The sequence below is a fragment of the Rhizobium sp. BK313 genome, assembly GCF_014193655.1.
In the GTDB taxonomy this organism is placed as follows: domain Bacteria; phylum Pseudomonadota; class Alphaproteobacteria; order Rhizobiales; family Rhizobiaceae; genus Rhizobium.
This window is the reverse complement of sequence record NZ_JACHZQ010000004.1, coordinates 18927-34310: the sequence shown is the minus strand read 5'-3', so window position 1 is coordinate 34310 and position 15384 is coordinate 18927. Positions and strand designations below refer to the sequence as shown.

The window sequence follows — 15384 nt, the reverse complement described above, 5'->3', positions numbered from 1 at the left end:
ACCCTCACTTGTCCAAAATCGATTTGAAGACGCGGCGCAGCTCCGCGACCGGATCGTCAGCGATCCCATCGCTACGCCAGGCGACGTGATGGTCGGGGCGGACGAGAAGAACGCCGCTATCACGCACCTCGCGGGCGCCCGCCCAATCGCCGGTGAAATCCTGCCAATGTTGGCGTGGGCCGATGGTATGAGCCGATACTTCTATACCGAGCTCCCTGCCCACGATCTTTGCGGCGTCGATCCAGCCATTACCGCCGATGCCAGTGAGCACAGTGAACTTGCCATGGCCCGTCAGATCGAGCGTCGAAATCTTCTCGCCAGTGTTGGAAAACACCCAGGCGTGCGGCAGCCGCGCACCCGGCCAGCTCGTCTGCTGGCAGTACAGCTCCGGGTCCTTGGTAAAGGCCGGCTCTGCCTGCCCATCGGTGATGGTTGCCCCGGAGCGGTAGCGCTGGTTCATCTCGACGCCGTGGCAATCGAATTCGTAGACCTTGTCGGCAATCGCCTTGCGAATCGCGGCACGCTGCTCCTCAGCGGCAGCCGTGTTGTCACAGCGGGCATCCATGTTCTGCTGCATCTTCACCGGATCGATCGAATCGAGCAGACCGAGCGCCTTGAAGATTGGGCCAAATTCCTCGATCGACTTGTTGGCGCGCGTGACGATCTGCTTGGCGACCGGTGCGCGCTCCGCCTGATAGCTGTCGAGCAGCTTCGGTCCGGCTGTTCCTTTCAGAACGTAGGCCAGCTTCCAGGCGAGATTGAAGGCATCTTGGATCGAGGTATTGGAGCCGAGCCCGTTCGACGGGGGATGACGGTGTGTGGCATCCCCCATGCAGAAGACGCGACCGTTTGACATCGTCGTCGCGTACATATTGTTGACGGTCCAGGTGGAGACCGACTTGATGGTCATTTCCAGCTCGGGATCGCCGACCAGATCGCGCACGACCTTCTTGGCATGCGCTTCATCCACCTGCGGCGCCGGCTGGTTGATGTCGTAGCCCCAGACGATCAGCCATTCGTTCCATGGCCTGACCATGCGCACCAGTCCCATGCCGATGCCACCGACATCGGCGCCGGGCTGCAGCACCCAATAGAGCACCGAGGGGCGATGGGCGACCAGGCGCGACAGATCCGCCTTGAATAGGATGTTCATCGAGCCGGCGACGCCCATCTTGCCCTCGAAGGTGAGGCCTGCATGTTCCGCTACCTTGGAATTGCCGCCGTCGGCGCCGACGAGATATTTCGAGCGGACGGTAAACTCCTTGCCCGTCAACCGATCGAGACAGGTCGTGGTGACGCCATCGCCGTCCTGTACATGGCTCACATATTCGGTCGACATGCGCGATTGCGTGCCGCGCGAGCAGGCGGTCTTGAACAACAGCGGCTCCATGAAGGTCTGCGGCAGGTCGTTCATCTGGGTCGGCGAAGAGAGCTGATGTTCGGCGCGTGACAGCGGGTGCTTGCCCCAGCTCTTCATGCGGCCGATCTCCTCGCCGGTGAGCGAGGTGCAGAAGACATTCTCGCCCATCAGGTCCTGCTCCGCCGCGAACATGTAGGCCTCGTCCTCCACGTCGCGGCCAAGATCGCGCAGCACTTCCATGGTGCGTTGGTTGGTGATGTGAGCGCGCGGCGTGCTGGCCAGCCAGCGATAGCGGTTGATCACCAGATTCTCGACCCCGTAGGACGAAAGAAGTGCTGCTGTGGCCGAGCCGGCCGGGCCGGTGCCGATGACGAGTACGTCGGTGGTAATGTCAGCCATGCTGTCCTCCCTGATGCGTTTGAATGGGCGGGCCGCCCTTCAGGATGCGGCGGACCGGGAAAAGATGAATGCCCGTGCGGTCGGAGAACAATCCCCAGAGCCCGCGTGGCGCGAAAAGCATGATGGCGATGCCGATAAGGCCGAGGATCAGCAGATACCAGGAGCCGTAATCGGCAAGCAGGTTCTGCAGCAGAAAAAAGACGATGACGCCGACGATCGGCCCTTCGATCGTTCCTATACCGCCGATGACGACGATGAAGATCACATAGGCCGTCCAGTCGACGACCGAGAAGGCGGCATCCGGCGAAATCCGCGCCTTCTGCACATAGATGAGCGCGCCGACCAAGCCGGTGAGAAAGGCAGCGGTGATATAGACGATTGCCTTCATCCTCAGGGCATCGACGCCGACGGCGCGCGCCGCCTGCTCATTGTCGCGTACGGCAGCAAGGCCGAGCCCTTGGCGGCTGCGCAATAGGCCGTAGATGAAAGCAATCGTGCCAAGCGCCAGGATCAGCGCCAGCCAATAGGTCAGAGCATCACCGGCGGCGGCCGCCTTCAGGCCGAGCCAATCATGCAGCAGCGAAATGCCCCACATATCGCGCGTCGCATCACGCGGCAGCGACGTTCCCGTACCGCCGCCGAGCATCTTCCACTGCGCAAACAGCAGCCGCCCGACCTCGGCGATGACCCAGGTGCCGATCGCGAAATAAGGGCCGTAGAGACGGAAGGTGAAGAAGGCGGTCGGAATAGCGACCACGGCCGAAAAAATACCGGCAATCAAAATGGCGGCTATCGGGTCTAAACCGAGAAGGATGACGAAGGCGAACATCGCATAGGCGCCGACACCGACGAACAGTTGCTGGCCGACCGAGATCAGCCCGGCGTATCCGGCGAGCAGGTTCCAGGTCTGCGCCAACACCAGCATGGTCAGGATAAAAAACAGGTCCTGAATGACGCTGCGCGAGACCAGGAACGGGGCAGCTCCAGCCAGAATGACGGCAAGCAATGCCGCGAGCGCGAAGAAGACGGACGCCTTGGTGCGCGTCTCAATCTGCCAGGAGGGGATGGCGATACTCATCGGCGTCACCTCAATCGACGGCGCGCGGAAACAGGCCACGCGGTTTAAAGAGCAGGACAAGAAGGAAGGCGAGATGCCCGGCGAGGATCTGCCATTCGGGATCGATCGCAGCACCCAGCGTCTGCGCCACACCCACGATGATGCCGCCGGCGAGCGTGCCCCAGAGCGAACCGAGCCCGCCGATGATCACGGCCTCGAAGGCATAAATCAGCCGCGCCGGCCCGGAGGTTGGGTCGAAATTGGCGCGGGTTCCGAGATAAAGCGCGGCGATCGTCACAACGACCATGGCAAGCCCTGTGGCCATCGCAAAGATGCGCTGCGGCCTGATCCCCATCAGCCCCGCCGTTACTGGATCGTCCGATGTGGCGCGGAAGGCGCGGCCGACCGCCGTGCGATAGATGAGCTGATTGAGGCAGACGATGGCAGCGACAGCAGAAAGGAAGGTGAAAAGCGGCATCAGGCCAATATTGACCGGCCCGAACGCCAGCGACGCCGTCTCCAGGCTGCCTGCCGAAACACGGCGGCTGTCGGCGGAAAAGCCTTCAAGCAAGCCGTTCTGAATGACGATCGACAGGCCGAAGGTAACAAGCAGCGGCGGCAGGATATCCTTGCCGAGGGTGCGGTTGAGCAGGAAATATTGCAGCGCCCAGCCGACCGCGAACATGATTGGCGCGGCGATGAGCGCGGCAACAAAGGGATTGAGCCCTAACGAGGTAACCAGCACCAGGATCAGGAAGGCGGCAAGCACGATGAGATCGCCATGCGCGAGATTGACCAGCCGCATGATGCCGAAGACAAGGCTGAGACCCGCGGCAAACAGCGCGTAGAGGCCGCCAAGCAATATCCCCTGAACGAGAGCGTCAAGCCAGCTCATGGTCCGCTCCGAAATAGGCTCTGTGTATGGCGTCACGCGTCAGCGCATCCGAACGGCCGGAAAGCGTCACCCTACCCTCCATCATGCAATAGACGCGGGAGGAGACCTTCAGCGCCTGGGCGATATCCTGTTCGACTATGACAATCGCCGCACCACTCGCACGAATACGCGGAAAAGCGGCGTAGATGTCGCGCACCACGACCGGCGCAAGTCCGAGACTGATCTCGTCGCAGAGCAACAGTCTGGGATTGGACATCAGCGCCCGGCCTATTGCCACCATCTGCTGCTGGCCACCGGACAGCGCCGTCGCCGGGCTCCTGCGCCGCTCGGCCAAGACCGGAAAGAGGGCATAGATGCTGTCGAGGTCAAAGACGCCATCGACCACGCGTCCGTAGTTGCCGATCTTCAGATTCTCCTCCACGGTCAGCGACGGAAACAGCCGCCGCCCCTCCGGCACCATCGCAATGCCGCGCGCCAGAATATCGGGCGACGACAGCCTCCCGATCGGCTCGTTATCGAAGACGATGGCATCAGGCTCGTTTATCAGCACGCCGGCGATCGAGCGCATCAGCGTCGTTTTGCCGGCGCCATTCGCGCCGATGATGGCGATCGTCTCGCCGGCATCGACGGTGATATCGACGCCGAACAGCGCCTGAAAGTCCCCATAGAAGGCAGTTAGGCCGCGTGTTTCGAAGAGCGCCATCAGATCTCGATCCCCAGGTAGATTTCCCTGACCTCACGCGAGGCCATGATCGCGTCTGGCTTGCCGATGCCGATCACCCTGCCGAAATGCAGGACGAGCAGCCGCTCGACGACGGAATTCAGCGCATGCAGCACGTGTTCGATCCAGATGACGGCGACGCCGCGGGCTTGGATCGCCTGAATGGTCGCCACCAGCGACCGACATTCGCCCTCCGTCAATCCACCGGCGATTTCGTCGAGCAGGAGCAGCTTCGGTTCGGTGGCGAGGGCGCGGGCAAGCTCTAGCCGCTTGCGTTGCAATAGAGATAGGCTCCCAGCCGTCGTGTTGGCCTTCTCGATCAGGCCGGTATCGACCAGGATCTGCGCGCAGCGATCGGAAACGTCGGATTCGCGTTGCCGCGAGCCGAAGGCGCCAGCGACCAGCAGGTTTTCGAAGACGGTCAGCTTCTCGAAGGGTTGCGGGATTTGGAACGTACGGCCCATGCCGGTGAGGCAGCGCGCCATCGGCGATGTGCGGGTGACGTCCTGGCCGCAAAAACGGATCGCGCCGCTATCGGCGGCAATATTGCCCGTGATCAGATTGAACAATGTCGATTTGCCCGCGCCGTTTGGCCCGATGATCCCGAGCGCCTCGCCCTTTTCGACGGCAAAGCTGATCTGCTCGGCCACCGTCAAGGCGCCGAATTTCTTCGAAATTCCATCGAGTTCCAGGATAGGCATTATTGTCCGCTCCATAGGAATGGGCCGGCACAAACGACCGGCCCTTCAGTCGGTCAGGCGATTGCTTCCATCTTGCCGCCGAGAGGGATGTTCGGCGCCAGTGCATTCTCGACGATAATGAGATCGTAGCCGCCGCTGTCCTTCAGCCGCCACTGGCCGCCGACGAGCGGCGTCTTGGCAATGTTCTTCGCCGCAAACGGCGGCAGCCCCTTGCCGTCCCAGGCGATCGGCCCCACCAGCGTATCGAGTTTCGTGGCGGCGATGGCCTCCACCACGCTGTCGGCATCGGTCGGGTCCTTCGCCCGTTTCATGACATCGACGGCAAGTTCGAACAGCGCATGCGCAAAACCGATCGGCTGTGTCCACGGCCGGTTTGTCGCCTTGGTAAAGGCAGCGCCGACATCCGCCGAACTTTGCCCCGTCAAGGACGATTTGAACGGATGGCTCGGCGTCCACCAGACTTCGGAGGACAGATTGTGCCCGGATTTGCCGAGAGCTTCGACCGCCTGCGGAAACAACAGCGCCTTGCCGATGGAGGCGACCTTTGGCGTGAAACCCTGCTGCTTCGCCTGGTTCCAGAAGGTGGTGAAATCCGGCGGGACGACGACGCCGGTGATGATCTCGCATTTGCCGGATTTGAAGGCATTGATCTGCGCGGAGAAATCGTCCGTCAGGTTCTGGTAGCGACCGGGGTCGGTCAGCACATAACCCTTCTCCTTCAACACGGGCGGGAAACCGACTTTGCCGTCGCCCCAGGCATTGCCGTCGCCGTCATTGGGAAAGAGGCCGCCGACCTGCTTGTTGGTCTCGATCTGCGCCCACATGCCGGTATAGACCGCGATGATATCTTCGAGCCCCCAGAAGAAATGATAGGCGTAGTTGAAGGGCTTCCAGCTTGCGGGATCGCCGGGATTGCCCTGCTGGCCGATGAACCAGGGCTGCCACGGCGCCACCGTCGAAATGCATGGCGTCTCCTCGGCTTCGCAAGTGGTCGCCACCGGATTGGTCGTCTCCGGCGTCGAAGCGACGAGCACCAGATGAACTTCGTCGTTGACGATCAGTTCCTTGGCGACTTCGGCCGCACGGTTCGGGTTCGACTGGCTGTCCTTGACGACAACCTCATAGTTCAGTCCCATGCCCTTGGTCGTCGCCAGGAAGCTGTCGATCACGAACTTGTCGGCTTCGCCAAAGGCCGCAAGCGGCCCGGTCTGCGGGCTGACGTAGCCGAGCTTGATCGAGGCCTTTTGCGCGAGCGCCGGCATTGCCAGGCCGGATGTTGCCACGACCGCGCCAGTTGCCGCCGTCGTCTTCAGAAAATCGCGTCTCGTAAACATGTCCTCTCCTCCCAAAGAGTGTGATGTCATGCCGGTCGCCTGCCCTCCCAGGCATCCTGCAACAGGTAGCGAATGGATTGCCGGTCGATCGGCCGCGGGTTCCAATAGGGGTTTTCCGTGGCGATCTCGGCAGCGCGGTCGAGGTCGGCCTCGCTGAGCCCCAGATCCTTCAGCGCCATCGGCGCGCCGATGGCCTTGGCAAAATCCCAAAGTCCGCCGCCGACGGAGCCGCCGAAAATAGCCGTCGCCGAGGCCAGCAGGTCGGGCACCGCCGCCGCGTTGTACGCCGCCGTATGCGGCAGCATGATCGCATGCGTTTCGGCGTGCGGCGTGTCGAACGTGCCGCCGAGCGTGTGGCAGATCTTGTGATGCAACGCCATCCCGACCGTGCCGAGCACCGTGCCGCAAAGCCAGGCGCCGTAAAGCGCATCGGCGCGTCTGTCGACATCTCCAGGTGACGCGACGATAGCCGGCAGGCTGGTCTTGAAGGCCCAGAGGCCCTCGACGGCCATCAGCGTCGAGATCGGGTTGCGGTCCTGCGCATACAGCGCCTCAATGGCATGCGCCATGGCGTTCAGCCCGCTGGTGACACTCATGCCGACGGGGAGACCGAGCGTCAGCGCCGGATCGTAGATGACGACTTCCGGCAGGATGCTGGCATCGCGCACCGTCGTCTTCCGCCCGCCTTCGGTCTGGCCGAGAATAGGGGTCACTTCGGAGCCGGCATAGGTGGTCGGGATGACGATCTGCGGCAGGTCAGTGCGAAAAGCGATTGCCTTGCCGAGGCCGGTCGTGGAGCCGCCACCAAGTGAAACCACACAATCGGCACTGGTGTGCCGGACGACCTCCGTGGCCTTTTCGGTGACATCGACCGGCGTATGCATGACTGCGCCACTAAAGACGCCCGCTGCAAGCGGCCCGAGGCGCGCCGCCAATGCCTCGGCATCCGCCTTCTGCTGTGGCGTGGACAGGACGAGCGCCCGCCTGCATCCGAGCTTCTCTACCCATTCTCCGGCAAGCGCACTTTTGCCTTGGCCGAAGACGATATGGGCGGGACTGCCGCTGTAGACGAAATCGCGGCTCATCCTTCCACTCCTCGCTTTGCGCGCGCCATGACAAAGGTGAATTCGAGCCGCCAGGACGGAGCGCTGTCAGTGCTTACACGCTCGAACTCACGGACCAATTCCGGTTTCACGCCAAAGATCGCATCCTCGCCGAGATGTTGATCGCTGCTGTCATAGAGATGGGTGGTGATCGTCTCGAAGCCCGGCGCCTTGATCATGAAATGCAGATGGGCCGGTCGACGCAGCGGATATCCCGCCTGCCGCAAGAGCCTTCCGACCGGTCCGTCGTCCGGCACCCCATAGCCTGCGGGTTTGATCGTACGGTAGTAAAAGTGGCCATTCTCATCCGCCCGAAAGATGCCGCGCAGGTTGAATTCCGGCTGCAAATCCGGCTGCTGGTTTTCGTAGAAGCCCTGAGCGTTCGCCTGCCAGGTGACGATTTCGGCGCTGGCGATCGGATGACCGTCGAGATCCTGCACCCGACCCGATACGTCGAGCCTTTCCCCGATGCCATCAAGCGAGATCGTGCTGCCGAGCGGCAATTCCGGCACATCCGCCCGGAAGAAGGGGCCTCGTACCGTGTTCGGCGTAGCACCTTTTGGCCGACGGGAGTTGATCTCCTCGATAAGAGCGGACGCGCCGAAAACATCCGAAAGCAGCACCCATTCCTGGCGCCGTTCGTCGCAGGCGTGCCCGACCTCGGTCAGGAAGTCGATGACTTTGCGCCAATCGGATGGCGTTGGACGCAATTCCTTGATGATCTCGTGCAGGTGCTCGACGACGACCGCAAGGATCGGCGACAGCGCCTTGTCCTTCGATTGCGGAAGTCGCTGCGCAAAAATTTCCGACGAGTTTGCCTCGTTGAAATCCAGCGCTATCGGACTTGGCGACATACTCCCCTCCAAAGCATTGCTGCTTGAGGAGAAATTAGCAGAGCTGCAGACCACTATTGATGATTTTATTCCGGTTTAATATAACATATCGTTATGAAAATAGATGAGCGACATCTTGTTCAGCTCGCCGCAGTCGTCAAAACCGGCGGCGTCACCGAAGGGGCGGCCCTGCTCGGCCTGGCGCAGCCGGCCGTCTCGCGCACATTATCCATGCTGGAGAAGCGGCTGGGGGAACCGCTTTTCATCAAGGGACGGCGCCCGTTGCAGCCGACGCCGCTCGGCCGGGCGCTTGCCGAACACGGCCAGATCATGCTGTCGGCCTCGCGCAAGGCGGCCGATACGGTGGAAAGTTTCAGGATTGGCAATACCGGCGTCATCCGCATCGGCGGCACACCGTTTTTCATGGACGGGCTGATCGCCGGCATGGTCGCCGAATTCCAGAACCAGCATCCGGGTGTCCGCATCGACCTGACCTACGGCTATTTCACCGATCTGCGCGCCGCATTGAAGGCCGACCAGATCGATCTCGCCATCTGCCCGATCGATATTCTCGACGAAGGATCGGGCCTTGAGTTCCAGGAGCTCCTGCCCGGCCGCAACGTCGTTGCCTGCCGTGTTACCCACCCGCTGCTGATGAAGCGCCGGCCGCTGCCCTCACACCTCCTGGACTATCCCTGGATCGCGCCGCCGCCCGGCAGCCCGCTGCTCGCCGACCTGCGCAGCATGCTGCTGTCCTTCGGCGCCACGGAGATCAAGATCCGCTATTCGGGCGGCTCGCTGATGAACGTGGTCAACTATATGAAGGCGGCCGATGCGCTGACGATCATGCCGCACAGCGTCGTATTCTCGCTCAGAAACGACAAATCGATCACGGCTCTACCAATCAATATTCCACATCCGGAACGGGCACTCGCCATATTGAAGCGCGTCGACGCAGCCCGATCGCCAGCGGCCGATCAGTTCGCACGCCATATCCGCGATAGCTTCTACAAGCTGAAGCACCTGATCAAGCGGCATGAACAATCGATCGTCTGGGGCGCGTGAAATCCAAAGGTTTTGCGGCCATGGGGTGGTGTTGAAACACTAGCTGCCGTCTGAGGGCACTAACGCGAGACCTTGCGTTTCCCCGTTAGATTTCGAGTCCGCTCCGCGAAACATCGCCAGCTTATTGAGTTCCTTTAAGTACAATTGAAATCTAGACACACGGTTTCCACCTTACCGTTTGGCGCCGCCGCTATATATTCATAAAGATGAACGCTCGGCGAACGATAGCGCAGTGTTTGAAGCTTTGGCGACGAATGCCGCCAATCCTCGCATTGATGCTGGCGCTCGTAGCGCCTTTCGTCCTGACCGCCTCGTCGACATTTGGCGCGGAGCGTGTGGCCATAGTCCTGAAAGTGAACGGCGCCATCGGCCCGGCGACATCAGACTATGTGAAGCGCGGTCTTCAACGTGCCGGCGAACAGGGCGCGAGCCTTGTCGTACTGCAGATCGACACACCCGGCGGCCTCGATACGTCGATGCGAGACATCATCCGTGCGATCCTTGCCTCGCCCGTGCCTGTGGCAGGGTTTGTGGCACCAAGCGGAGCACGAGCTGCCAGTGCCGGCACGTATATTCTTTACGCAAGCCATATCGCCGCGATGGCGCCGGGCACCAATCTTGGCGCGGCCACTCCGATCGCTATCGGCGGCGGCGGCCCGTTCGGCGGCGGTACCGAACCCGACAAGGGGGCGCCGAACAAGCCAGATAGCACACAGGGGCAGTCCCCTCGCAACGCCAGCGAAGCGAAAGCCGTCAACGATGCCGTCGCCTACATTCGCGGGCTTGCCGAGCTGCGCAATCGCAACGCCGATTGGGGAGAAAAGGCCGTGCGTGAAGCCGCAAGCCTTTCATCGACCGCAGCTGCGCGCGAGCACGTCATCGATTACACGGCAACCACCGTCGAGGATCTCTTAGCGCAGGCGCAGGGCCGCACCGTTCGGGTCGGACAAACAGACGTCCGTCTCGATACCGCCGGCCTTGCCATTCAGGAATTCGAGCCGGATTGGCGGACACGTCTACTTTCCGTGATCACCGATCCGAACATAGCACTCATCCTCATGATGGTGGGCATCTACGGCATAATCTTCGAATTTCTCACCCCAGGGACATTTGTCCCCGGTACGATCGGCGGCATCTGCCTGCTGCTTGGTCTCTACGCCCTGGCATTGCTGCCGGTAAGTTTTGCCGGCGTCGGACTGATCGTCCTCGGCGTGGGGCTGACCGTAGCCGAAGCGCATTCGCCATCCTTTGGCGCCCTCGGCGTGGGTGGTGGGATCGCACTGGTGCTCGGCGCTGCCATTCTTTTCGATACGGACATTCCCGGCTTTGAAGTCTCCTGGCCCGTGCTCGGCGGTATTGCTATCGCCTGCCTCGCATTCAGCCTCGTCGTCGCCCGCCTCGCGATCCTCTCGCGCTGGCGCAAGGTCAGGACCGGCGCCGAACAGATGATCGGCATTTCAGGTAAGGTCGAAAGTTGGACAGGTGCCGCCGGCTATGTCATTGCGCGCGGCGAACGCTGGAAGGCAGTTTCCTCGGAACCGCTCGCTGCCGGCGACGCCGTCAGAGTAACCGCCCGCGACGGTCTGACGCTCGAGGTGACCCGCGGCACTTAGAGACTGGGGGCTTTGGAAAGCAGGAGGAAAAGTCATGGGCATGTTTGCAGACCTCGCCTTCTATCTTGTGGTCGTTCTTATTTTGCTGCTCGTCTTCGCGTCCGCGATCAAGATCCTGCGGGAATACGAGCGAGGTGTGGTTTTTACGCTTGGCCGTTTCACCGGCGTCAAGGGACCCGGCTTGTTTCTGCTCATCCCCTACGTGCAGCAGATGATGCGGGTCGACCTGCGCACGCGGGTGCTCGATGTGCCAGGTCAGGATGTCATTTCGCATGACAACGTCTCGGTCCGCGTTAGCGCGGTGATCTATTTCAGGGTCATTGATCCCGAAAGGTCGACGATCCAGGTCGAGGATTTCATGATGGCGACGAGCCAGCTCGCTCAGACGACGCTGCGCTCGGTACTCGGCAAACACGACCTCGACGAGATGCTGGCGGAGCGCGACAAGCTCAACAGCGACATTCAGGAAATCCTCGATGCCCAGACCGATGCCTGGGGCATCAAGGTCGCAAATGTCGAGATCAAGCATGTCGACATCAACGAATCCATGATCCGCGCGATTGCCCGTCAGGCTGAGGCAGAACGCGAGCGGCGTGCCAAGATCATCAATGCCGAAGGCGAGCAGCAAGCGGCGGCGAAGCTGCTAGAGGCAGCCGAAATCCTGGCGAGACAACCGGAGGCAATGCAGCTTCGCTACCTGAGCACGCTGAACGTCATCGCCGGCGAAAAGACGTCGACGATCCTTTTTCCCTTCCCGATGGAATTCGCCAATCTCCTGCCGCCCAAGACGGATAAACCGTCGCAATAACCGCGCCGCGATCTGGCCTGCAATTGCTAGCCGCGCTCCTGCGTCTTTCGCGACGCAACGAAATTCTCCATCGCCTTGAAGGAGAAAGCCGAAATCGGCAGCTGCGTGCCACCTTCCACAGCGAGATCGGCAAGAATTTCTCCGACGACGCTCGTAAACTTGAAGCCATGGCCGGAACACGGCGAGGCAACAACGACCCGCGGCTCACCCGGCATCAGATCGATCAGAAAATCTTCGCTCGGCAACATCGTGTAGCGGCAGGTAACGGCATTGACGCGAATGCCTGCGGCGGCTGGAAGGCGCTTGGCAATGAAGCTGTCCAAAAGCGCCGTGTCCCTGTCATTGACGGGCGGGTTCGCCTGATTAGGATCGATCGGTTCCATGAAATGCGCGTGGCGGCCGACCTTGACGCCGTCCAGGCCAATCGCCGGAAAACCGAAATAGGAGCCGTCCTCGCCCTCGTCGCGGAGGAAGGCGGGCATGCGCTGCGGTTGCGTCGCAAAGCCGTCGCGCGGTTGATACCAGGCGACGACCTGGCGGATCGGATTGGCATGCTCGCGCAACTGCGGTACCAGCTCCGCGATCCAGGAACCGGTCGCGACAATCACCTTCCTGGCGCGATAGCAACCGACATCAGACGAAATCGTCACACCGGCATCATCGGGCTCGATTGCCGTCACCTTCTCGCCGAAATGCAGGACCGCGCCATCCTTCGCTGCGAGCTTCAGATAGCCCATGACGGCCGTTTCCGGGCGGAGATAGCCACCCTGCGGATCAAGCAGGGCAATCTCGTCTTCATCCAAAGCGAAGGCCGGAAAACGCGTCGCCATCGCCTTCCGATCCAGTTCCTCGTAAGGCAAATGATGCAGTTCGCACGAGGCCCGTGTGCCGCTGACGATCTTGCTGTCCGGTTTGCCGATCTGCAGGACACCGGTGATCGTCAGGACATCGGCGCGCAGCCGCGCCTTCAGCGCCCGCCAGTTCTCATAGGCACGCTGCAACAACGGTACGTAGGAAGGGTCTTCGAAATAGCCGAGGCGGATCAGCCGGCTATCGCCATGCGATGAACTCAAGGCATGACCGGGAAAATGGGCGTCGATGCCGATCGCCTTGACGCCGCGCGCCGAGAGAAAGGAAATTGCCGCGCTCCCCATGGCGCCGAGGCCGATGACGGCAACGTCGAATTGAGCGGTCATAAGGTACTCCTAGGCCACAAAATCAGGGGGCAACGTCTCACGCATCAATGTGCGCAAGGTTTCCATGTCGCCGCTCAAGGGCCGGTCGTCGGCATAGTGCGGGATGCGCTCGCGCGCCATCTTGTAGATGGCATCGGTGCCCTCGGCACGGGCTCCGGCTGTGCTGAGAAAATCATGCGCCTGCGTCGCCGCCATCAATTCGATCGCCAGGATATATTCGGCATTGTCGATCACCGCGAGAAGCTTGTTTGCTGCCGCCGTCGGATGCGCCAGGAAATCCTCCTGCAAGCCGGAGGTCAGTCCGCCATCGGTGCTGGCGGGTGCCGCCAGCCGGCGGTTCTCGTTGGCAAGCGCTGCAGCGGTATACTGCGCGATCATGAAACCGGAATTGCTGCCCGCATCGCTCGCGAGGAAAGGCGGCAGGCCGCTCACAAGCGGATTGACCAGCCGGTCCGTGCGCCGCTCGCTCATCGCCGCGATCTGGGCGAGCGCGATCGCAAGGCTGTCGGCCGCTTGGCCGAGCGCCGGAGCAACCGCATGGGCTTCCGACGAGACCACCGGGTTCTCCGGCGTGCCGGAAACGGCCGGATTATCGGTGACGGAGGCAAGCTCCTGGTCGACTATGTCAGCGGAATTGTCGAAGACGTCGCGGGCCGCACCATGGGCATGCGGAATGGCACGCAGGCTGAGAGCATCCTGCGTGCGCCGGCCCAATGCCGCAGCAACGAGGCCGCTTCCCTGCAGCCGGGCGCGCAGCGATGCGCCAACCGCGGCAATGCCCTTGGAGGGACGAAGCGCCAGCACGGCTTCATCGAATGCCGCTATCTGGCAACCGGCCGCCTCCAGCGTCAGCGCCGCGACGGCATCGGCCCAGGCGAGCAAGCGCTCGCCGCGAGCCAGCGCCAGGCTGGAAAGACCGGTCGCGCAGGCCGTGCCGTTGACGAGGCTCAGCCCTTCCTTGGCGCCAAGCACCAGCGGTTCGAGACCGATCGCGGCGAGTGCCTCACGTCCGCTCATCGCCCGTCCGGCAACCCTGGCACTGCCCTCCCCGATCAGCACCAGCGCCGTATGCGCATTGTGCGTCAGATAGCCTGCCGAACCTTTCGAAGGCACGTCGGGGATGCAGTCCTTTTCGAGAAAGGCCGCGAGATGACTGACGATCTCCAGCCGCACGCCGGAATGGCCATGGGCAAAATTGGCGATCTCAGCCGCGATAATGGCGCGCACCTCACGTGGCGCCAACAGCTCTCCGACCCCGCAAGCGTGGCTGAGGATGATATTGCGCGACAAGCGGCTCTGGGAATCACGATCGACCACTGTATCCGACAGGGCGCCGACGCCGGTATTGACGCCGTAGGCACGCACGCCGGTCTCGACGATACGTTCCACGATCCGGCTCGCATAGGCGATACGTTCCCGAACTGCCGGCGCAAGCGACAGAGGCGCGCCGTCCGCCACGCTGGCGACATCGCGCCAGTTCAGCACCGTTCGAAGTGTGACAGTCATGTCGGAGTTCCGAAATGGCCGATGAACTGGCGGAAGGCCGGCGAGGCGCCGCTGCCGAACATGTCCTGCGGAGCGCCGCTGCTCTCGATCAGGCCCTCGCGCATGAAAACGACGCGGTTGGAGACGTTGCGGGCAAAGCTCATTTCATGGGTGACGACCAACATGGTCATGCCCTCTTCGGCCAGCGAACGCATGACGCGCAGCACCTCGCCGACGAGCTCGGGATCGAGTGCTGAGGTCGGCTCGTCGAAAAGCATCACTTTCGGCTTCATGGCAAGCGAGCGGGCGATCGCCGCGCGCTGCTGCTGGCCACCGGACAGGAGTGCCGGATAGGCATGACGCTTGTCGGCGATGCCGACCTTTTCGAGCAATGCCTCGGCTTCGGCGATGCATTCAGCCCGCGGCCGTTTCAGCACATGCACCGGCCCCTCGATGACGTTCTGCAGGATCGTCATGTGAGACCAGAGATTGAAGGACTGGAACACCATGCCGAGTTCGGAGCGGATATGATCCACCTGTTTCTGGCTCGCCGGCTTGGTTTTGCCGCCCTTATGCACCATGCGGATCTGCTCGCCATCGACCCAGATCTCGCCGTCACTGGCGATCTCCAACAGATTGATACACCGCAGAAAGGTGGATTTGCCCGAACCAGAGGCGCCAAGCAACGAAATGACGTCGCCGTCCTGTGCCTCCAGGGAAATGCCGCGCAGAACCTCGTGCGTGCCGAAGCTCTTGCGGATATTGCGGACCGAAAGTCGGGTGACGCCGGGCATGATCGCTCCTATCCAGATCT

Annotated in this window: 14 protein-coding genes; 3 read left to right on the top strand and 11 right to left on the bottom strand. The window is 61.9% G+C overall.

Annotated features, from left to right (window positions below; all coding sequences use genetic code 11):
• Positions 1-4 precede the first annotated feature (4 nt).
• The 8 genes from FHT86_RS20490 to FHT86_RS20455 are packed head-to-tail and all read right to left on the bottom strand — an operon-like array spanning position 5 to position 8424.
• Positions 5-1759 (bottom strand): FAD-dependent monooxygenase, encoded by a 1755-nt coding sequence (locus tag FHT86_RS20490; protein WP_133709325.1) that lies wholly within the window; start codon positions 1757-1759, stop codon positions 5-7.
• Positions 1752-2837 carry a branched-chain amino acid ABC transporter permease gene (locus tag FHT86_RS20485; RefSeq protein WP_133709324.1) on the bottom strand — a complete coding sequence of 362 codons (1086 nt, stop codon included), beginning with the start codon at positions 2835-2837 and terminating at the stop codon, positions 1752-1754. The genes FHT86_RS20490 and FHT86_RS20485 overlap by 8 nt, the downstream gene beginning before the upstream one ends.
• A gap of 10 nt (positions 2838-2847) precedes the next feature.
• Positions 2848-3711 (bottom strand): branched-chain amino acid ABC transporter permease, encoded by an 864-nt coding sequence (locus FHT86_RS20480; protein WP_133709323.1) that lies wholly within the window; start codon positions 3709-3711, stop codon positions 2848-2850.
• Complete coding sequence (locus tag FHT86_RS20475) at positions 3698-4414, bottom strand: ABC transporter ATP-binding protein (RefSeq protein ID WP_133709322.1); 717 nt, start codon at positions 4412-4414, stop codon at positions 3698-3700. Before FHT86_RS20475 ends, FHT86_RS20480 begins: the two co-directional genes overlap by 14 nt.
• A complete protein-coding gene (locus tag FHT86_RS20470; RefSeq protein WP_133709321.1) occupies positions 4414-5133 on the bottom strand; it encodes an ABC transporter ATP-binding protein in 720 nt (239 codons plus the stop codon). Before FHT86_RS20470 ends, FHT86_RS20475 begins: the two co-directional genes overlap by 1 nt.
• 53 nt (positions 5134-5186) lie before the next feature.
• The gene (locus FHT86_RS20465) at positions 5187-6467 is read right to left on the bottom strand and encodes an ABC transporter substrate-binding protein (RefSeq protein WP_133709320.1); all 1281 of its coding nucleotides are present in this window, start codon (positions 6465-6467) and stop codon (positions 5187-5189) included.
• A gap of 26 nt (positions 6468-6493) precedes the next feature.
• Positions 6494-7552 (bottom strand): maleylacetate reductase, encoded by a 1059-nt coding sequence (locus FHT86_RS20460; RefSeq protein WP_133709319.1) that lies wholly within the window; start codon positions 7550-7552, stop codon positions 6494-6496.
• Complete coding sequence (locus FHT86_RS20455; protein ID WP_133709318.1) at positions 7549-8424, bottom strand: dioxygenase; 876 nt, start codon at positions 8422-8424, stop codon at positions 7549-7551. The genes FHT86_RS20460 and FHT86_RS20455 overlap by 4 nt, the downstream gene beginning before the upstream one ends.
• A gap of 93 nt (positions 8425-8517) precedes the next feature.
• Here FHT86_RS20455 and FHT86_RS20450 point away from each other — a divergent pair, with 93 nt between their 5' ends.
• From FHT86_RS20450 to FHT86_RS20440, 3 genes are all read left to right on the top strand, one after another.
• Positions 8518-9468 (top strand): LysR family transcriptional regulator, encoded by a 951-nt coding sequence (locus FHT86_RS20450; RefSeq protein WP_133709317.1) that lies wholly within the window; start codon positions 8518-8520, stop codon positions 9466-9468.
• 254 nt (positions 9469-9722) lie between these two features.
• On the top strand, positions 9723-11081 hold the full coding sequence (locus tag FHT86_RS20445) for an NfeD family protein (RefSeq protein WP_133709316.1): 1359 nt from the start codon (positions 9723-9725) through the stop codon (positions 11079-11081).
• A 34-nt stretch (positions 11082-11115) separates the two neighbouring features.
• The gene (locus tag FHT86_RS20440) at positions 11116-11889 is read left to right on the top strand and encodes a slipin family protein (protein ID WP_133709315.1); all 774 of its coding nucleotides are present in this window, start codon (positions 11116-11118) and stop codon (positions 11887-11889) included.
• 26 nt (positions 11890-11915) lie between these two features.
• Here FHT86_RS20440 and solA read toward each other — a convergent pair whose 3' ends face one another.
• Genes solA through FHT86_RS20425 form a run of 3 tightly spaced genes read right to left on the bottom strand, consistent with a single transcriptional unit; the run spans position 11916 to position 15364 of the window.
• Positions 11916-13085 (bottom strand): N-methyl-L-tryptophan oxidase, encoded by a 1170-nt coding sequence (gene solA, locus FHT86_RS20435; RefSeq protein ID WP_133709314.1) that lies wholly within the window; start codon positions 13083-13085, stop codon positions 11916-11918.
• Positions 13086-13094: 9 nt separating this feature from the next.
• Positions 13095-14591 (bottom strand): histidine ammonia-lyase, encoded by a 1497-nt coding sequence (gene hutH, locus FHT86_RS20430; RefSeq protein ID WP_133709313.1) that lies wholly within the window; start codon positions 14589-14591, stop codon positions 13095-13097.
• A complete protein-coding gene (locus tag FHT86_RS20425) occupies positions 14588-15364 on the bottom strand; it encodes an ABC transporter ATP-binding protein (RefSeq protein ID WP_133709312.1) in 777 nt (258 codons plus the stop codon). Before FHT86_RS20425 ends, hutH begins: the two co-directional genes overlap by 4 nt.
• Between the last annotated feature and the right edge of the window lie 20 nt (positions 15365-15384).